The sequence below is a fragment of the Acidaminobacter sp. QWL-03 genome, from assembly GCF_058683855.1.
The window spans coordinates 692,497-711,595 of record NZ_CM178752.1 but is presented as its reverse complement, the minus strand read 5'-3'; the positions used below and the strand labels follow the sequence as shown (position 1 = coordinate 711,595).

Sequence of the window (19,099 nt, the reverse complement as noted above, 5' to 3'; positions counted from 1 at the left end):
CTGCTATTTTTAAAATAAATTCAATTGCATTACAGATTACCATCGGCAAACATCTCTTATTAGTGCTGTTTGGAGTAGAATTCTACTATTAGCGCGTCGTTGATCACAACAGGGATTTCAGAGCGCTCGGGCATTCTGATCAGAACAGCAGAACGCGGTGACTCGAGCCGTTCAATGTAGGGCACGCTGCCAAGTGCCTTATCAAAATTACTCAGAAATACCTGTGAGTCCGAACGGAGTGCTAAGACATCCCCAACATTGACTGAAAAACTTGGAATATCCAGTTTTTTGCCATTGACAGAAATATGGCCATGAACGACCATTTGTCGGGCCTGTCTCAGTGTCGAAGCAAATCCGGCGCGATAAACCAGATTGTCGAGACGGGTTTCAAGGGCACGCACCAAATAGTTGCCCGGAATGTCGCGGCTTTTAAATGCGCGCCGGACATAGTGTGTCATTTGTTTTTCCATAACGCCGTAGTACGCTTTGAGACGTTGTTTTTCGAGGAGCTGCTCCCCGTATTTTGACAGTTTGCGGTCATCCCGCGCCATGCCCTGCTTATAGCGGTCCATTGCCTTAGGATGGCCGTGGACGTTTAGTCCAAGACGTCTGCATTCTTTGAATTTTGGTCCCATGGGTCTAGCCATGCTTTACCTCCAGATTTTGGATTGCCGCGGTAAAATCAAGCCAAAATCAGTATATCAAAAACCTTTATTTGTTGCAAATGATTTTTATTATCATTTGCAGCTCTCATTTGCCCTTCGCCTTTTCCTTCTTTAGAATTGCATGTTGTCTGGTTTTCTATTATAATCTTCAGGTGGGTCAATATGAGTGACGCTGACCGCTATAGCGGCACCTGAAAAATAAGTGAGGTAGAATTGGATGAAATTAGGTATTGTTGGGCTTCCCAACGTTGGAAAAAGCACATTGTTCAACGCGATCACCAAGGCAGGCGCTGAATCTGCGAACTATCCCTTCTGTACTATCGAACCAAACGTCGGCGTCGTCGCCGTTCCGGACAAGAGACTCGGTGTCCTTCAAGGACTGTATAGCTCTCAAAGAGTAGTGCCGACCGCTATAGAGTTCTATGATATCGCAGGACTGGTCAGAGGCGCCAGCAAGGGCGAAGGTCTCGGCAACAAATTCCTGGGCCACATTCGCGAGGTTGCTGCAATCGTTCACGTAGTCCGCTGCTTCATAGATGACAATGTCGTGCACGTGGAAGGGAAAATCGCGCCCCTGAGCGACATTGAAACTATCAATTTAGAATTGATTTATTCAGATCTTGAAATGATTGAACGGCGCATCGACAAAACCAAAAAGGGGTTGAAGGCGGACAAGTCACTTCAGGCAGAGCTCGACCTGCTCGAACGCATCAATACAGTGCTTGAATCCGGCCAAAGTGCAAGAACACTTGATCTGGATGACGAAGAGGATCGTCTTGCAAAGAGCTTCAACCTTCTGACTTATAAGCCAATTATTTATGTCGCCAACGTCTCTGAAGATGACCTGATGAGCGGCGAAGACAACCCTTATGTTGCAGCGGTCAGAGAGCATGCTGAAACCGAAAAGGCTGAGGTCGTCGTCATTTGCGCCAAAATTGAGCAGGAAATTGCGGAACTCGACGAGGAGGACCGCACTGCATTTCTAAATGACCTCGGGCTTGACGAAGCCGGTCTCGACAAGCTCGTTCACGCATGTTATCACCTGCTGGACCTGATCAGTTTTCTGACTGCAGGACCGCAGGAAGTAAGAGCTTGGACGATCCGCCGCGGAACAAAAGCCCCACAGGCGGCCGGGAAAATCCACTCTGATATTGAGCGAGGCTTCATTCGCGCAGAAACTATTGCCTATAATGATTTAATACATGTCGGCACAATGGCACACGCAAAAGAAAAAGGCTTGGTCCGCCTTGAAGGAAAAGAATATGAGATCAAGGACGGAGACGTGATCCTGTTCCGCTTCAACGTTTAGGCCTTATGTTTTCTTAAGTCTGATCTTTTTAATGCTTGCTGATTAACATATAACTCTATATACGACTTTCCAATGACCTCCAGAAGCCCTTGGGGGTTTTTTTTGCTCAATGATTTTTTAAATTCTGATTCAAAAGCATCTTGTGACATATGAAGTTTTCTTAACAAGTGAAAGTAGAATGAAACGAGATTTCGATCCAATTAATTGAAACCGTTGAAATTTCTGAATTCTCAAACGAATAAATAATAAGATGCTGTTATTTTATACATCAAAAATGTATATATTCATTTTGAATTTTTTTGCAGCATTGAAGGATTTGGTAAATTCCTGTAGAATTTTTAATAGGTCAGAGCGCTGCTGACCAAGATTGTAAAAGGGGGATACATATGTCAAAGAGACTATTGGCACTGTTGATGCTCGCGGTTATGATTTTCAGTCTCGCCGCCTGCGGACCTAAGGAAGAACCTGCTCCGGCCGCACCTGCAGGCGGTGAAACACCTGCTACTCCTGAAGCACCAGCTTATAAGATCGGTATCATGACAGGCACCGTTTCCCAAGGTGAAGAAGAATATCGCGCTGCTGAAAAAATGAAAGAAAAGTATGGCGATATGATTATTCTTCAAACTTATCCGGACAACTTCATGAAAGAAACAGAAACGACTATCGCGAACGTTCTTTCTATGGCCTCTGATCCTGAGGTCAAAGCCATCGTCATCGTTCAGGCTGTACCTGGCACTTCAGCTGCCATCGACAAAGTCCGTGAAATTCGCGATGACATCCTCTTTGTTGCAGGCGTCCCTGGCGAAGACCCAGACATGATCGCCAGCAAAGCAGACGTCGTTTTCCAGGCTGACGAGCTCGGCATGGGCTACTCCATCATTGAGCAAGCACAAAAAATGGGCGCAAAGACGTTTGTTCACTATTCCTTCCCACGCCACATGTCCTACCAGCTTCTCGCTATGCGCAGAGACATTTTTAAATCTGAGTGCGAGCGACTTGGCATCACTTTTGTAGACGCGACTGCTCCGGATCCGACTGGCGACGCTGGCGTTCCGGGCGCTCAACAGTTCATCCTCGAAGATGTGCCTAGAAAGATCCAAGAATACGGCACTGAAACTGCTTTCTTCAGCACAAACTGCGCAATGCAGGAGCCTCTGATCAAAGCGGTTCTCGAGGGCGGCGCGCTTTATCCGCAGCAATGCTGCCCATCGCCTTATCATGGTTATCCGGGCGCTCTTGGCATCGAAATTCCTGAAGATAAAAAAGGCGATATCGACTTCCTCGTTGGCGAAATCAAAACGAAGATCGCTGAAGGCGGCGGCACAGGCAAATTCTCCACATGGCCTATCCCGGTCAACATGATGTTCGTCGAGGGCGGCGTAGACTATGCAATCGCATACCTCAACGGTGAAACAGCTGACAAGGTTGACAAAGCAAAAGTTGAAGAAGTCTTCACAAACATCGCCGGTTCTCCTATTAAACTGGATACTTTCACTAACGAAAGCACCGGCAACACCTTTGATAACTTCTTCATGGTTCTTTCTGACTACATCACCTTCTAATTAAACCTCTCAAGTCTATATGAGACAAAAGTTCTACAGCGCACCGGAGGCTGCCACCAAGTGGCGCCTCCGGTTTTAAATGAAGAGTGCCTATAAACGCGAATCAGAATCATGAAGCTACAGGGTACTAAATGCAAATGACACAATCAGGGGAGGTACAGCTTGAGCGAATCATATGTCCTTTCGATGCAAAATATTCAAAAAGACTACTTTGGCAATAAAGTGCTAAAAGGCGTCACGCTCAATGCCCGCGCAGGTGAGGTTCACGCCCTGCTAGGTGAAAATGGCGCTGGCAAGTCGACGCTTATGAACATCCTATTCGGAATGCCAGTCATCCATAGTACAGGTGGTTATGACGGCAAGATTATGATCGATGGCAAAGAAGTCCAGATCAAGTCACCAAAAGATGCCATGGAACACGGCATAGGCATGGTCCACCAGGAATTCATGCTCATTCCCGGATTTACTGTCACCGAGAATATCAAACTCAATAGGGAAATTTTAAAAAACAATGTCGTCAGCGCTTTGTTTGGAAAATCCATGAAAACCTTAGACAGAAAAGCCATGAACGCGGATGCCCGTCAAGCTATAGATACTCTTGGCGTCGACATTAACGAACGTCAGGGTGTTTCCGGCATGCCGGTAGGCTACATGCAGTTCATTGAAATTGCCCGTGAAATAGACAAGAAAAACGTCAGACTTCTCGTCTTTGACGAGCCAACTGCAGTCTTGACTGAAAGTGAAGCGGATACACTTCTGGCAGCGATGAGGCGTATTTGCGAAGCAGGAATTGCAATCCTGTTCATTACCCACCGACTGGAGGAAGTCATGGCTATTGCCAAAGACATCACCATTCTTCGAGACGGCGAACAAGTCGCAGCTCTTGAAGCAGCGCACACCAATGTTATGGAGATTGCTGCCATGATGGTAGGTCGAGAAATAGAGGCTATGCATTCTGAGAATCGAGATGTTGCCAAAACGCCTGAGATATTAATGGAAATTAAAGATTTCAAAGTTCAAATGCCCGGCGAACAAGTCAAAGGTGTTAACTTGGAAATCCATAAGGGTGAAATTCTTGGTCTTGGGGGACTGGCCGGGCAAGGAAAAATTGGCGTAGCTAATGGAATTATGGGCTTGTATCCGTCAACCGGCACAGTCCTTTTTAAGGGTGAGGTTCTCCCCTCCAGTCAGCCTGAAGCGATTTTAAAAAAGGGGATCGCATTTGTGTCAGAGGACCGTCGAGGCGTAGGATTGCTGCTTGACAGCTCAATCGAAGACAATATTGTCATCTCTTCCATGCATATTCACAAACGGTACATAAAAAAATATGGACCGGTCACACAGAAAAATACAAGTGAGATCCGAGACCACGCCAACCGAATGATTAAGGATCTGGATATTCGTTGTACTGGACCGGAACAACCGTCCAGACGATTGAGCGGCGGAAACCAGCAAAAGGTATGCATCGCTCGGGCGCTGACCTTGAATCCCGAAATTCTATTTGTTTCCGAACCCACCAGAGGGATCGATATTGGCGCCAAAAAATTGGTTCTGGATACATTGATCAAATTGAACCGTGACCACGGTATGACTATTGTGATGACTTCCAGCGAGCTGGCAGAGCTAAGATCGATCTGCGATCGAATTGCTATTGTGACAGAAGGAAGAATCGAGGGTGTCCTCGCGCCAAATGACAGCGATGCGAATTTTGGCCTGATGATGTCAGGTGATTATGGCAAAGTCATTGAGAAGGGGGAAGCAATAAGATGAAAGAGCGGCTTCAAAAATTTATCCATCAGTTTGGACTTCCCCGTCTGATCATTTTATCTTTCTTTCTGGTCCTATTGGTATCAGCCTATTTCCTCAAGCTTCCCCTTAATTCGCTGGTGTCGGATACCTTAGTCAGAACAGGGATGAACGGCGTGCTCGTACTCGCTATGGTCCCGGGAATACATAGTGGCATTGGTCTGAATTTCGGGCTGCCTCTCGGCATAGTCTGCGGTCTGCTGGGCGGATTGGTCAGCATTGAGATGAACCTGATTGGTATCAATGGTTTTATAACTGCGATCCTGGTCTCCCTTCCCATTGCTGCTGTCATAGGATACTTATACGGTCTGATGCTTAATCGCGTCAAAGGATCCGAAATGTTGGTCGCTACCTATGTTGGTTTCTCTGCTGTATCGCTCATGAACATCGCCTGGCTCCTGCTTCCCTTCCATAGCCCTGAAATCAAATGGCCTATCGGCGACGGACTTAGAACGACTATCACTCTGACTGGCAAATACGACAAGCTGCTGAACAATTTCCTGGATTTCAAAATTTTTGGTGTCATGGTTCCAACGGGACTTCTCCTGTTTTTCCTGGCTATGTGCTTATTGATGTTCTTATTTCTCAGAACCCGGACTGGTGTTATGATGAGCGCGGCGGGCATTAATCCAAAATTCGCGGCTGCGACCGGCATTCAAGTTGATCGCGCAAGAATTATTGGCACTATGCTTTCAACCATTCTTGGGGCAGTGGGAATAATCGTTTATTCCCAGAGCTATGGCTTCTTCCAGCTCTATCAAGCGCCTATGATGATGGGCTTTGCAGCGGTCGCTGCAATTCTGATTGGCGGAGCCTCTTCACACAAGGCCACTTTGATGCATGTCATCATTGGTACCTTTCTCTTCCAAGGGCTGCTGACAGTTTCCCTGCCTGTTGCGAATAAAATTGTCACTGAGGGCAACTTGTCAGAGATCGCCAGAATTATTGTTCAGAATGGCATCATTCTATATTCCTTGACAAAAGTCTCAAACGGAGGTGATTAGCATGACGGATCAAAATAAGCCACTTTTAGAAGATGTGAAAGCCTCAGTTATCAAGAAGCCGGCCTTGAACCTCAAGCAGATCGCCTTTGACAATATTGTCACCATCATATTTGTGGTCATTTGCTTTTTTGGACTGATCCTGGCTAAACAGCCGGCTGCGTTTGTCATGAATGAGTTAGTGCTCCGGATCGCTAGAAACTCATTCCTTGTATTGTCTCTGATTATTCCGGTACTGGCCGGGATGGGCCTCAACTTTGGTATCGTCATTGGTGCTATGGCGGGCCAGATTGCACTGATCGCAGTCACACACTGGCAGATTACCGGGATGAATGGCTTCCTTTTGGCCGCGCTGATCAGTGTACCCTTCGCACTTCTCTTTGGCTGGTTAACAGGCAAAATCCTTAACAAAACCAAGGGCCAGGAAATGATCACGTCCATGATCTTGGGATTTTTCGCAATGGGTCTCTATCAATTTCTCTTCCTGTTCCTGATCGGTACCCTCATCCCAATGGACAATCCGGTTTTAGTACTTTCCGGGGGTGTTGGCATAAAGAATACTATCGACCTCAAAGATGGGATCCTCTACGCCCTTGACGGCATTTACAAGACACGCTTCTTCCCCGCCCTTGCAGGCTTCTCAGTAATCACTGCTGTTTTCAGCCTTTATAAGGTCTTCCGCGTCAGGAAGGACGAGATCGAGCGCGCCAAGTTGCCTAAATACTTGATGTATACCGTTTTATCAATGACGGGTATTGTTTTTTCGGTTGTCGTCCTAAATTCAAAAAGCCTTGTGGCTATGATCAAATTTCCGGTGGCGACCATCATCTCTATCCTTCTGCTCTGCGCCTTTAACCTGTTTATTGTTCGAACCAAACTAGGTCAGGATTTCAGAACAGTTGGTCAAGATATGCACGTTGCCAAGGTTTCCGGTATCAACGTCGACAGAGTGAGGATTATTTCTATCATGATCTCCACGGTACTAGCGGCATGGGGACAGCTGATTTTCCTTCAGAATATCGGTACTCTCAACACCTATGGCTCCCACGAACAGGTTGGCATGTTTGCCGTTGCATCGATTCTGATTGGCGGCGCTTCGGTCAACAAGGCGACCATCGGCCAAGCGATCCTGGGAACGACGCTGTTTCACCTGATGTTTATCATCTCCCCTTTTGCAGGCAAAAATCTCTTTGGCAACGCTCAGATTGGGGAATACTTCAGGGTTTTCGTCGCTTATGGTGTCATAGGCTTATCTCTGGGACTTCATGCGTGGAAGACGCAGATTCAGGCCAAACGTAAGCAGCTGGGCGAGGAGTAAACGAAAAAATTTAATTTTTTAAGTAAAATGGTCAAATGGTCACAGTCATTGCACTGTGCTCATTTGACCATTTTCAATTTCATTGGTTTTACTTAATTTGGGGAGAAGTTATTAATTAACAACCAAATGTGTTTACTAACTGCTTGGTTTTTTTATTGCGTCTAGAAGAACAAGTGAATCGCGATTGCGGCTAATGGCATTGCTATCATCGTTCGCTCGATAAAACATATGACAATTTCTCTAACCTTGATTGGTGATTTGGTGGCTAGCATAACAGTTGCAGTTTCTGAAAAGAATATAATCTGTACCATTGAGACAATTGTCACAAAAGCTCTAGCTTCAATAGACAGAATCTCAACATCATTCTGGATCAACAGTACAGGTAGAAACATCTCTGCGATCCCAATAGGAATAGATGCGGCTATTCTGCTGGCATCAGGGATCTGAAGAAGGTTGAGTATCGGTTGAAAAATGTAGCCAATCCATGTGAAGACAGGTGTGTACTCTGCTAAAATTAATGCTGAAACACCTATTGCTGACAGCATGGTCAATACTTGTGGAACTATCAGAATTCCGTCTTTTAAACTCAATTTTAAATTGGTGAAAAGACTTTTTGCTATAAACGCGCGCTTAACCGCTCTTTGAAATCCTGTTGGAATCGTCGTCATATCGTACTTGGTTTCTTCAACGCGCTCTTCAGGTGTCTGAATATGGCCGTTGTAAAAAATATCTTTCTTTCTTGAGATCGGAGGAATACGTACCATGATTGGGGCAATGATAAACGCAAGGACAAAGCTGATGGCGTATACTTTTAAAAATACGTCTGATAATCCTGCAGTTTCAATAACCAAGTATGCGAATCCGATACTGACTGCACTGAAGCCGGTCATGATCGTAACCATTTCTTTTTCAGTATAAACATTCATTTTCCAAAGTCTATTGGTTATGAGCACACCCAAGGAGGATGAGCTTACAAACGAAGCAGTTGCGTCAAGAGCTGCTTTTCCCGGAACTTTAAAAATTGGTCTCATTAAAGGTTCCAACAGCACTCCCACAATCTCAAGGACGCCATAGTTTAATAGAAGCGGCATAAAAACAGCGCCCACGATTATGATCCCCAGCACGCCTAACACAATTGGAGGGAATACGCTTCCTCCGGTGGAAGCCCCAGTGATAATCTCAAATCCAACAAAACCCGGAACATTGACTTTTAAAGCATACAGGAGTGCGTAAAATGCACCGACAGCGTACAGAACACTATGTATTCTTGTATCATTCTCATAGACTTTTGATAAGGCGGATTCATCGGAAGGTTTTCTGAAATACTTAAATTTAATATGAAACAGGAAATTTCCGAAAATGATTGCCAGCAGGATCCAATAAGCGAAATTACCAAATATATTAATAAAAGCATTATATATTATGGCAAAAACAATTTTGTTCTCTCCATTGATAGGAACCGAAAAGAAGAAGACAAAGATCCCAATTGAGCTTAGCACCAGCATTCTAATGAAACCTGCCATAAATTCACTTTTGTTCAGCTTTATGGCGTCCAAATCTGCTGATTGCATATCACAATCATATTCAACTTTACCAATTTTAATATTTTCGCTTATCATAAATACACTCCTTTACAAACCAACATTTTTTTTGTTGTCCGAAAGTCCACTTGAACGTTGTTTTACAATTTTCTTTCTTTTTTCTTGAGCGCCAGCATTGAGATATATTCAAAGCATATATTCGCTGCCATGTAAGATGTAATTTCTCCATGATCGTAGGCCGGTGCGACTTCTACGACGTCAAAAGCCACAAAATTCAGATCCTTCAGCTTTCTGAGAAGTGATAATGTTTCTCTGGATGTAAAGCCACCTACTTCAGGCGTACCTGTGCCAGGAGCATAAGCAGGATCGACAAAATCAATATCAAAGGTACAAAATACCGGATGGTTGCCGACCCTATCCTTAATTTCCTTTACAACGGCGTCAAATCCCATATCAAAAACCTTATGAGCCGGAATGAGTCTATAACCTAATTCATCTTCAGCGATCCGGTGCTCGTCAGGATCATATAATGAACCCCGCATCCCAATCTGAATGGAACGCGACGGGTCTACAAGGCCTTCCTCAACCGAGCGTCTGAAAGGTGTCCCATGATTGTACTTTTGTCCAAAAACCTCATCATTGATGTCTGCATGTGAATCAAAGTGAACCATCGAAAGTGGTCCATATTTTTTTGCAACGGCCCTCATTTCTGCCAGCGTGACACTATGATCACCACCAAGTCCTATAGGGATAATACCAGCATCAACAATTGGCTGAAGCTCTCGTTCAATAGCGTCATAGGTAGGCTGAATATATCCGGGGGTCACATTGACATCACCATAATCAGCGCCTTTTAATTCTTCGAGAATGTTGACACCCATAATGACATTATTTGGTTTCATCATTGCTGAAATGCTTCGAATTCCAGATGGCCCAAAACGAGCGCCACTGCGGTATGATGATGCTGTATCGAACGGAATTCCAAATATGACAAAATCCGGATTATTTACATCACTCATTCTAGGCATACGCATAAATGTTCCAGTGTTGCAGAATCTCGGTGTAGATAACGCGCTTGACGATTGACTATGATTCATAAATAATTCCTCCAATTAATTTTTAAGTTATTTCGGCTTGGTTTATGCAATAATAACACAATATTCTGAAAATGAATTATACCAAAATTGGCAAAGCCATATGTTTTTACATATATCTTTTGTTGTTCAAAATTGTAAGTTCAGTATCAAAACACAGCAAATTACACAATATATATCAAATGCAAACAATCTATAATTCAATAAATATATACTTAAATATATGTAAATAACGAATAACATATAACAGTTCAGCTTATGAGATTATAGATTATGTGCCAGTGTTTCAGCTGAAATAAAAAAAACTCCCAATATATTGAGAGTTTTTGACATCAAGTTGGATGATTTGATTTATAAGCCGTATCTCTGACATACAAATCCCATTCAAAAAAAGCGAAAAAAAGACACTTCTTATCAGGGTTTTTTGATAAATCCGAGAAATCCTTGTTCAATTTCATTAAGATCGTAAGAATTTGATTTAACCCAGTATTGGTTTAATTGATGCTGAATTCCATGTATTGGAATTGAGACCAATGACAGATCTTCTTTTATATAACTAAAAGGCCTTCCGACGCTAATTCCAATATAATGACCATATTTGACCGTCTCGATCATGCCCCCTCGGTCAAAGATATATAAAACATCTTTTTCGGCAAGAATTCCCATAGCTCCCAACCAATCATCATTCTCAAAATCCTCAAATGTTACGAGCGGATAGGTTTGTAAAGTCTCAGGCGTTAATGCGGATTCATTTGCCATGGGATGCTTCACAGACATCAAGGCAGTTACCGGGATATTTGTAGATAGCAGATTTATATCCAGGTAATATTTTTCCGCTAACTCCCAACGCTTATGAATGTTGATTTCGAAATCATAAAAAAAGCCAATCCTGTATGTTTTAGCTATTATATCCTGCATAGCTTGATTAAGTCCCGTCTCTTTAAAACTATCTTTTAAATCACCTAAAGCATAATTTTTACGGAAATCTATAAATTTTTTAAAGATAAAGGATGAGTAAACACAGACTATAGATAGATTGCTATCTTTTGATCTGCAAATTTTATCAATTTTCTCGATGTTCTTTAATTCTGCAACAATAATTTTAGCAGACTTTATGAATAGCTGGCCTTCAGGCGTTACTGTAACCCCTTGGCTGGATCTGTTAAATATTGTATATCCCAGATCGTTTTCAAGAGACTTAATACTGGTGCTTAAATTTGATTGTGAAAGATATAGGTTTTGTGCCGCTCTACTGATCGACCCACATTTCTCTACTTCCAAAACCTGAATAAAAGTTGATGTGTTGAAATTTCGCATCCATTCACCCACTTTGCTTCCCCAACAGAAAAAAATTGAGATCAATTTGACAATAGAATACCATCGGTCTAATTATTTATAAAGCAATATTTACCGAGAGAATAATAACCATAAAAAATCACACTATATATTCAATTGACTCTACTGTCATGAATACCCACCCTGGAATCGTAACGCTCCAGTATGATCATACACGCAACGGCCATTGTCAACACCCCTGAGATCATCAGCCAGCCTGTCTGGGGCTCAAAAACCAACAATCCGCGGCTCATGACGACCGGACCTAAAGTGTACCCAACACCCATAAGCAGTGGCAGTACGGCGTTCATTCTGCCCCTGTGACTCACAGGGGTCCGGTTTGCCACGTATGGCATATAGCTGATGGTAATAGTGATTTCACCCAGGGTAAAGATGACACAGCCCAGCGCAAAAAGGAACCGGCTGTCCGCAAAGGCAAAGGTGCCAAAGCCAATCAGATAGAGCACGCCTCCAAGTGCTACACGTCGTAGCGCTGGGTAACGACAAAGGCCTGACGTCAATAAAGGTGTGCAAATCAGGACCACAAGTCCGTTCATGCTTGCCAGCAGTCCAAAAGTCGATGCACCTTTCATTGGAAACAGGTTCTCCAGTTGAATGGGCAGCAGATAATGCCACTGCGCGTAGGAAAAATTGTAAAACAATAAAATCAATGAAAACACCAGCAAAATTGGACGCTCTGCCAGTACTTTTAGAACGGAACCGGTTACCGCCACTTCCATGGCATCCGGAACCGGTTCAGCCATCTTTTCGTCCGCCTGCGGCTTGCTTTTGAGCTTTGAAACAATCTTATTCTTTTTATACGTCTCCCTAATAAAAAGCTGCACCAACACCACTGAAACAAATAAAGTCAGTGCGTCACCCCAAAATATCCATGCGTAGAAGCGATTAAAAAGAAGACCTCCAATAGTCGGTCCAATTGCGAATCCAAGATTAAATCCCATATAAGACAATGCATAGGCAGCTTCACGCTGATCTTTTGTCGTCAAATCAGCAATTATGGATAAGTTTGCCGGATCAGAAAGTCCAAAGAAAAAGCAGGCGCTCAAAATAAGATAGATCTGTGTCATGCCCGGTTCCAAAAAACCACAGATCATAAAAAGAAACCCGCCAATTGACTGTCCAATAAGGATCATAGGTTTTCTTCCCACCCAGTCAGCCAGTTTGCCGCCCAGCAAATTGGCCGGTACAATGACAACGCCCATGAGTGTCAGCCAAATTCCTGCGTCAGAAGCTGAAAGACCAATCTTGCTGGTCAGGATCAGGGTAAACAATGGAAAAATGAATAACCCCGCCGCATTGATCATCCGCGAGAAAAAAATAACATAAATGTCCCGTGGTAAGCCACGGTATGGAACTAAAAAGCGTCGCAGCATATTGAATATTCACTTCCCCAATGTCATTCAGTATGGAAACAGTTTGTATTACATGGACTGGTTATGATCTTCCTCAGCATGACTTCTGCGCTTGGCATAATTTCCCCTGACCATAAATATCACAATATTGAAGATCAGCATGACAGGAATGATCCATAAAATGGCACGTACGCCATGGGCTACAGAAATCCAGGCGCCGAACATAGGTGACAACACCATGCCAATACTCCCTAAAAGCCCCTGAAATCCAAACAAAGTCCCTCGACGATCTGCCGGTGTTAACTCAGCAGTCATGGACATTGCTATGGGTTCTATTCCTCCGAGTGTAAAAAACATGACCCCATATAACAAGGTGAATGACATAATCGAACTTGTCCTCAGCACCAACAGGGATAATCCTAAGGTGATGGCCGCCAAAACAAACATCAGACGTCGCTTGTCATAGCGGTCTGCTATTCTGCTGATGAGGATCGCTGCCATTGCAGTGGAAAATCCGGCTAATCCGTTAATATAACCTGTCCATTGCGCAGGGCTTTTCCCGGCAGGGATAACCTCTGATACATAGATTGGTATATAAGGTGTAAAGACCGTTCGCGTAACGCGATTGATCAGAAGAACAACCAGCAGCACCATTATAACCGGCGTAAATATCTTGTACCATGGCAAGTCCGTCTTTTGCCTTTCCCTGACACGCCCATAACTGTTAGGATCTTCACAGATAATAAATAAGACCATCAAAAAAGCGACCAGCATCAGTCCGGCACCCACAAAAAAACTGACTCTGTATCCAAACCATTCCGCCACTATTCCGCCAATAATTGGTCCTATGGCATAGCCCAGAAAAGTTGAGGACGACAAAAAACCTATTGCGTAAGAAAGATTTTTCGTGGGTGTATTGCTAGCAACGAAAGCCAGCGCTGCAGTAACCGTTCCTGTGAATATCCCTTGAAGCCCTCTCAACACAACGATTTGCCACATAGCAGTGACCATGCCGAGCATGCCTATGATCATAACGCCTCCGCCCATGGCTCTTAGAAGCATCATTTTTCTTCCATACCGATCTGAGACCATGCCCCAAATAGGTGACATCACCGCCATCGTCAAGGCCGGAAGCGCGTTGAGAAGTCCAGTGTACCACTTTACTGTCTCCGGGCTCATTGGTGAGATCTCCTGAATATAAAAAGGGAGAAAAGGCATGCCAAGACCAAAACTTGTCAATGACAGCACTTGCGTCAGCCATAGTGCATAGAGATTTATTTTCCAGCGTTCCATTTGATCACCACTTTGCCCATCATTAATGTCAAGAAACCTTGTCTGATAAGCGCAATTTGAGACTGGAAATTAATAATAATAGGCATAGGCTACTGCTATGCCCATTGAAAGAACCATCCCAGCTGCGATCAGTACAAAGCTTTTTACAGCGTTGATAAACGTCTCCTTTTTATCAGGACGTCCAGAGAAGTCCCGTGTAAGTTTATAGACAGGCAGACCGGTAGCCACGGCAATCACAGAGAAAACCGGCAGCCAGCCCACGGCTATTGAAATCACCATAACACCATATGCAGCCACTGCCAGGTGCTGATAAAGTGCGATTGCGTGGGCCCTCCCAATATAAGCCACCAGCGTATACCTGCGGTTCGTCAAGTCATCCTCCAAATCACAAATATTGTTGGCAAGCATGATATTGGCAATACCTGCTGCAAAGGGCAAACTTACAACGATCAACCCCAGCAAAAGGCTATAATCTATGCCGATGGTCACCCAATCCGCCAACCAGCCCACCTCAATCAACGTTCCAATTGGAAATTGAATATAAAACGCCAGAAACGGAATCAAGATTCCCATAAATCCACCTGAAAAAACTTCTCCGAGTGGTGTTCTTGAGATAGGGACTGGTCCATAGGAGTAAAAGACCCCAATCCCAGTTGATATGACACCGACCAGAAGCACGATCCAGTCGGTCAGCCACACCAGGATCAAACCCATAATCAAACCCAGTCCCAGCAATGTGATGATCACCAATTTTACGCGGTCGATTTCGACCTGATCTTTAACAATGGCGTTATGTTCTTCATAACCATAACCCTCTCTTCGTATCGCGCGTTTAAAATCCATGTAATTATTGACCGCAGTCGTTGCCATGTCTATGCATAACAAAGACAGGAGCATTATTACTGCCGGCTGCCAACGAAATGAGCCGCGGAGCCAAATGCCATACAGTGTTCCGAATAAAAATGGAAACACACTGGCAACTTTTGTCTGTATTTCTACCAGTTTAAAAAAACTGCTGATTTTCAATCAATTGTCACTCCTTAACTTCCCTCTTCCGCTGATACCAACGGGATTTCAATTATCACTGTCGTACCTGCGCCTATAACGCTTTCAAATCTGAGGTGTCCCCCAAGTTCTGATAGAATCTGATTAGAAACTGGAATCCCCATGCCAGATCCATTTTCTTTAGTTGTATAATAAGGCTCGAGTAAATGCTCCAGCTGATCCTGAGTCATTCCACTGCCATTATCATGAATCAGAAGCGAAACAAAGCCATTTTCCTGCTTTGAATTTATATCTATGACGCCTCCAGCGGGCATTGCCTCGACCGCATTGAACAACACATTCACCAGCACTTGCCGTATGCCATTGATACTGGAAAATACAAGTGTATCCGTGAGTTCGATCTTTAACTGAATGCGGTGGGATGACATTTCTATCTTAAAAAACCGACTGACATCCTCTACTAACTTTTTCAAATTAAAGATTTCTTTTTTCAACGCATTTGGCTTGGCATAATTCAGCATGGTTTCTACCATTGTAATCAGTCGATCAATTTCAGTTGGCAGAACGGACATAGCCAGTTTTACAAAACTTGGATCGTCCAGACGTTGGTCCAGCATCTGGATGTAGCCTTTGATGGAGCTCAGCGGATTCTTCAGCTCATGAACGACACCCGCTGACAATTGATTCATCTTTTCAATCTTGTCTTGTTGCTGCAGCAATGCGCTCATTGACTTTTCACGTGTTTGATCCTGTATTAAGACATAGGCGGAAGGCAGATCCGGATCGCGCTCAGTGGGTACATAAACACTGATCAGCAACATTTTAACGCCTGTTGTCGTCTTGATCTGTGCCTGCATTTCTCTACTTGGTCCAGTTTACTGGATTTGGTGGATGAGCCAATCTATTTGTGCCTCAGTGAAGCAGTTCATATCTTTTACATCTCGCAAACCCTGGGTTTCAATACCTGTCAGTAGCTTAACCGAATAGTTCCTGAGTAAAATTTCACCGGATTGGCTGAATCCAAGTATTCCTACAGGAAACAAATCAAGAAATTGATAGAAGTGACTCCTGAAATTCTCCCGTCTGGATTCAATTTTCTTGAGTTTTGACGTTACCACAACATATTGACGCACCATCAAAATAACCGCAATAATGATTATCCCGATCAGTATACCGAGAACAAAAGACTGCGAGGGTTTAAAATTCAAAGTCGCACTTAAATAGTAAGGCGTTTTCAGGCTGAAATAATGCATGGTGCCCCCTCCTAAAATGGATCTCTACTCCATTATAAGTCATTGGAAGGCTTATGACAGCAAAGAATCGAGAATTTTTCTGAACATAAAAAATTATTATCTATATAGTGAAAATTGTTCTTACAAAAAAAATCAAAAAACCTCTTTTCAAAAGGTCGTTTTTCGAATATACTGTAATAGTGCCGCGCGAGGGTGGCGGAATTGGCAGACGCGTAAGATTCAGGCTCTTATGGGCGCTAAGCCTGTGTGGGTTCGACTCCCATCTCTCGCACCACTGAAAGACGATCTTCTCTAAGAAGGTCGTCTTTTCTCATTAAATCCCAGGAGGGACTTTATCAGATGGCGACAGTACTGAAAAACGACTGGCAGGAAGTACTATCGGAAGAATTTGAAAAGCCTTATTATAAGGCACTCAGGCAATTTCTAATCCAGGAATACAGATCCCAGCAGATTTTTCCTCCCATGCATGATATTTTCAATGCGCTGCATTACACCCCATTAAAGGATGTCAAGGTACTGCTTCTGGGACAGGATCCCTACCATGATCTAAACCAGGCACATGGCCTCAGCTTTTCAGTTCTTCCCGGGCAAAAAATTCCACCATCACTGCAAAACATCTATAAAGAACTCCAGGAGGATCTTGGATGTGATATTCCGAATCATGGCTGCCTGAAAAAATGGGCTGACCAGGGTGTACTGCTTCTTAATACTGTACTGACCGTTCGGGCACATCAGGCCAATTCTCACCAGGGTAAAGGCTGGGAGCAATTTACAGATGCTGTTATCCAGGTTATTAATGCTCAAGATAGACCTATCGTTGTATTTCTTTGGGGCAAGCCGGCACAGTCAAAAAAAGGCTTTTTGACCAATCCAAAGCATCTGGTTTTGGAGTCGCCCCATCCAAGCCCACTCTCAGCTTATCGAGGTTTCTTCGGCAGCAGACCCTTCAGCAAAGCAAATACCTTCCTGACAGCACACGGAGTCTCATCAATTGACTGGCAAATCGATGCTCTGTAGAACCGAAAACGCCATAAAAAAATATTTATTCAGAAAGCTTAGTCAGTCGGTTAATCCCAATTGTTCTGTTCTGTGAAATATGCTAGACTTATGTCATCGGGGGCATGAACGATGACGACTAAAAAGACTGCCATAAAAAGCATATTGTCATTATCTCTGCCAGCCATTATCGATATGAGCTTCGATACGCTGCTGGGGATGGCTGATACACTTATGATCAGCTGGATGATTGGAAATGCGGCTTTATCGGCCTCTGGTTTTGTTAATCAAATCATCTTCACACTCATCTTTGTTTTTACTGCCTTCAATACAGGTGGAACCGCTTTAATCGCGCGGAGCTACGGTGAGTCAAATTACACCAAACTCAACAAAACCGCCAGTGAAGTTGTATTCCTCAACTTAACTCTTGGGCTTCTGGTAACACTTTTGTGCTATGTGTTTAAAGACCAAATTTTCTCTATCTTTCAAACCTCTGAAGAGGTTGATCTTTACATAGCAAAGTATTTCAAATGGATTGGTCTCAGCATTCTGCCCATGTTCCTGTCTTTTTCGTTCGCCGCGATACTCCGCGGCTCAGGAAATACGAGCACCCCAATGAAAATAACTCTAATAGCCAATCTGTTCAATATCGCAGGCAATTATGTTCTCATCAAAGGGCTCTTATTCTTTTCTCCACTTGGAATTGAAGGTGCAGCCATTGCAACTCTTTCAGCACGCTGGCTGTCTGTAGCTATATATACCTTCATTTTATTTGATCTAAAAAAGAAAGTGCACCTGCGACTCTGTGATATGCTGCCTACCAAAACCATATTTGAACCGCTGGTCAAAATCAGTTTACCCGGCGCCGCAGAGCAGGCCTTGATTCAAGCCAGCTTTATAGCGGTCAACGTAATTATTTCTTCCTTGGACACTACTTCCGAAGCTGCATACAGAATTTTGATCAACCTCGAATCCATTTCTTACATGCCAGCGGTTGGAATTTCTATCGCAGCAGCAACCTTGACAGGAAAAGCCCTTGGTGAAAAAGATCCCGATCTGGCTTATAGTACTGGACGGCAATCCACAATTTTAGGCCTTGCCTGGGGCGTGTTCATGGGGATATTGTTCCTTTCATTTTTGAATTTTTGGCCAAGATTATTCACGAGTGATCCCAGTGTGATCAAGACTATTATCCCGGTACTCATTCTCAGTGCGCTGCTTCAGCCATTTCTGAATGCCTTGCTGGTCATGTCGGGGGTTCTGAGAGGCTCAGGCAACACCAGAACGGTCATGCAGCTCTCCTTTTTCAGAGTATGGCTCATTAATGTTCCAATTGCCTATATGCTGGTCAGAATCATGGATTTCGATCTCATAGGCGCTTGGTATGCAGAACTTATTTCTTATTCCCTCTTTTGCACAGTCATGTATATAAAACTTAAACAAAAGAAATGGACAGAGATAAAAATTTGATTTGACCCATTATAAAACAGCGGCTGAGTTTTCTTAAACCGAAAACTCAGCCGCTGCTTTTTATCCTCAAAATTCTAA

General features: G+C 43.7%; 16 protein-coding genes and 1 tRNA gene. 8 read left to right on the top strand and 9 right to left on the bottom strand.

Annotated features, from left to right (window positions below; genetic code table 11):
- Positions 1-59: 59 nt before the first annotated feature.
- The gene (gene rpsD / locus AC4PHM_RS03145) at positions 60-647 is read right to left on the bottom strand and encodes a 30S ribosomal protein S4 (protein WP_492019439.1); all 588 of its coding nucleotides are present in this window, start codon (positions 645-647) and stop codon (positions 60-62) included.
- A gap of 235 nt (positions 648-882) precedes the next feature.
- Here rpsD and ychF point away from each other — a divergent pair, with 235 nt between their 5' ends.
- The 5 genes from ychF to AC4PHM_RS03120 all read left to right on the top strand — a co-directional run bounded on the left by ychF (position 883) and on the right by AC4PHM_RS03120 (position 7,661).
- A complete protein-coding gene (ychF, locus tag AC4PHM_RS03140) occupies positions 883-1,974 on the top strand; it encodes a redox-regulated ATPase YchF (RefSeq protein WP_492019438.1) in 1,092 nt (363 codons plus the stop codon).
- 386 nt (positions 1,975-2,360) lie between these two features.
- On the top strand, positions 2,361-3,536 hold the full coding sequence (locus AC4PHM_RS03135) for a DUF3798 domain-containing protein (RefSeq protein ID WP_492019437.1): 1,176 nt from the start codon (positions 2,361-2,363) through the stop codon (positions 3,534-3,536).
- 162 nt (positions 3,537-3,698) lie between these two features.
- Positions 3,699-5,306, top strand: a complete 1,608-nt coding sequence (locus tag AC4PHM_RS03130; protein WP_492019436.1) for a sugar ABC transporter ATP-binding protein — start codon at positions 3,699-3,701, stop codon at positions 5,304-5,306.
- Positions 5,303-6,346: an ABC transporter permease subunit gene (locus AC4PHM_RS03125; protein WP_492019435.1), complete on the top strand. Its 1,044-nt coding sequence runs from the start codon at positions 5,303-5,305 to the stop codon at positions 6,344-6,346. Before AC4PHM_RS03130 ends, AC4PHM_RS03125 begins: the two co-directional genes overlap by 4 nt.
- Before the next feature lies 1 nt (position 6,347).
- Positions 6,348-7,661 carry an ABC transporter permease subunit gene (locus AC4PHM_RS03120; protein ID WP_492019434.1) on the top strand — a complete coding sequence of 438 codons (1,314 nt, stop codon included), beginning with the start codon at positions 6,348-6,350 and terminating at the stop codon, positions 7,659-7,661.
- A 161-nt stretch (positions 7,662-7,822) separates the two neighbouring features.
- On the opposite strand, the gene AC4PHM_RS03115 is transcribed toward AC4PHM_RS03120, so the two are convergent.
- The 8 genes from AC4PHM_RS03115 to AC4PHM_RS03080 all read right to left on the bottom strand — a co-directional run bounded on the left by AC4PHM_RS03115 (position 7,823) and on the right by AC4PHM_RS03080 (position 16,555).
- Positions 7,823-9,280: a YjiH family protein gene (locus AC4PHM_RS03115; RefSeq protein ID WP_492019433.1), complete on the bottom strand. Its 1,458-nt coding sequence runs from the start codon at positions 9,278-9,280 to the stop codon at positions 7,823-7,825.
- Positions 9,281-9,342: 62 nt separating this feature from the next.
- Positions 9,343-10,299: an agmatinase gene (gene speB / locus AC4PHM_RS03110; protein ID WP_492019432.1), complete on the bottom strand. Its 957-nt coding sequence runs from the start codon at positions 10,297-10,299 to the stop codon at positions 9,343-9,345.
- Between the two features lie 411 nt (positions 10,300-10,710).
- Positions 10,711-11,625, bottom strand: a complete 915-nt coding sequence (locus tag AC4PHM_RS03105; RefSeq protein ID WP_492019431.1) for a LysR family transcriptional regulator — start codon at positions 11,623-11,625, stop codon at positions 10,711-10,713.
- 119 nt (positions 11,626-11,744) lie between these two features.
- The gene (locus AC4PHM_RS03100; protein WP_492019430.1) at positions 11,745-13,025 is read right to left on the bottom strand and encodes an MFS transporter; all 1,281 of its coding nucleotides are present in this window, start codon (positions 13,023-13,025) and stop codon (positions 11,745-11,747) included.
- A 48-nt stretch (positions 13,026-13,073) separates the two neighbouring features.
- Positions 13,074-14,297 (bottom strand): MFS transporter, encoded by a 1,224-nt coding sequence (locus AC4PHM_RS03095; protein ID WP_492019429.1) that lies wholly within the window; start codon positions 14,295-14,297, stop codon positions 13,074-13,076.
- A 69-nt stretch (positions 14,298-14,366) separates the two neighbouring features.
- Positions 14,367-15,323: a 1,4-dihydroxy-2-naphthoate polyprenyltransferase gene (locus AC4PHM_RS03090; protein ID WP_492019428.1), complete on the bottom strand. Its 957-nt coding sequence runs from the start codon at positions 15,321-15,323 to the stop codon at positions 14,367-14,369.
- Positions 15,324-15,337: 14 nt separating this feature from the next.
- Positions 15,338-16,159, bottom strand: coding sequence for a two-component system sensor histidine kinase NtrB (locus AC4PHM_RS03085; RefSeq protein WP_492019427.1), 822 nt, complete (start codon positions 16,157-16,159; stop codon positions 15,338-15,340).
- 18 nt (positions 16,160-16,177) lie between these two features.
- Positions 16,178-16,555 (bottom strand): hypothetical protein, encoded by a 378-nt coding sequence (locus AC4PHM_RS03080; RefSeq protein ID WP_492019426.1) that lies wholly within the window; start codon positions 16,553-16,555, stop codon positions 16,178-16,180.
- A gap of 186 nt (positions 16,556-16,741) precedes the next feature.
- On the opposite strand from AC4PHM_RS03080, the gene AC4PHM_RS03075 reads away from it, so the two are divergent.
- The 3 genes from AC4PHM_RS03075 (at position 16,742) to AC4PHM_RS03065 (ending at position 19,021) form a co-directional block, all read left to right on the top strand.
- Positions 16,742-16,829 (top strand) — tRNA-Leu (locus AC4PHM_RS03075).
- Positions 16,830-16,894: 65 nt separating this feature from the next.
- Positions 16,895-17,572, top strand: a complete 678-nt coding sequence (locus AC4PHM_RS03070; protein ID WP_492019425.1) for a uracil-DNA glycosylase — start codon at positions 16,895-16,897, stop codon at positions 17,570-17,572.
- Positions 17,573-17,683: 111 nt separating this feature from the next.
- On the top strand, positions 17,684-19,021 hold the full coding sequence (locus AC4PHM_RS03065; RefSeq protein WP_492019424.1) for an MATE family efflux transporter: 1,338 nt from the start codon (positions 17,684-17,686) through the stop codon (positions 19,019-19,021).
- Positions 19,022-19,099 lie beyond the last annotated feature (78 nt).

Bases quoted from the DNA above. Each gene is read 5' to 3' on its own strand.
- AC4PHM_RS03085 (WP_492019427.1), bottom strand. From the start codon at position 16,159: ATGCAGGCACAGATCAAGACGACAACAGGCGTTAAAATGTTGCTGATC.
- ychF (WP_492019438.1), top strand. From the start codon at position 883: ATGAAATTAGGTATTGTTGGGCTTCCCAACGTTGGAAAAAGCACATTG.
- AC4PHM_RS03115 (WP_492019433.1), bottom strand. From the start codon at position 9,280: ATGATAAGCGAAAATATTAAAATTGGTAAAGTTGAATATGATTGTGAT.
- speB (WP_492019432.1), bottom strand. From the start codon at position 10,299: ATGAATCATAGTCAATCGTCAAGCGCGTTATCTACACCGAGATTCTGC.
- rpsD (WP_492019439.1), bottom strand. From the start codon at position 647: ATGGCTAGACCCATGGGACCAAAATTCAAAGAATGCAGACGTCTTGGA.
- AC4PHM_RS03100 (WP_492019430.1), bottom strand. From the start codon at position 13,025: ATGCTGCGACGCTTTTTAGTTCCATACCGTGGCTTACCACGGGACATT.
- AC4PHM_RS03070 (WP_492019425.1), top strand. From the start codon at position 16,895: ATGGCGACAGTACTGAAAAACGACTGGCAGGAAGTACTATCGGAAGAA.
- AC4PHM_RS03095 (WP_492019429.1), bottom strand. From the start codon at position 14,297: ATGGAACGCTGGAAAATAAATCTCTATGCACTATGGCTGACGCAAGTG.
- AC4PHM_RS03080 (WP_492019426.1), bottom strand. From the start codon at position 16,555: ATGCATTATTTCAGCCTGAAAACGCCTTACTATTTAAGTGCGACTTTG.
- AC4PHM_RS03065 (WP_492019424.1), top strand. From the start codon at position 17,684: ATGACGACTAAAAAGACTGCCATAAAAAGCATATTGTCATTATCTCTG.
- AC4PHM_RS03120 (WP_492019434.1), top strand. From the start codon at position 6,348: ATGACGGATCAAAATAAGCCACTTTTAGAAGATGTGAAAGCCTCAGTT.
- AC4PHM_RS03125 (WP_492019435.1), top strand. From the start codon at position 5,303: ATGAAAGAGCGGCTTCAAAAATTTATCCATCAGTTTGGACTTCCCCGT.
- AC4PHM_RS03135 (WP_492019437.1), top strand. From the start codon at position 2,361: ATGTCAAAGAGACTATTGGCACTGTTGATGCTCGCGGTTATGATTTTC.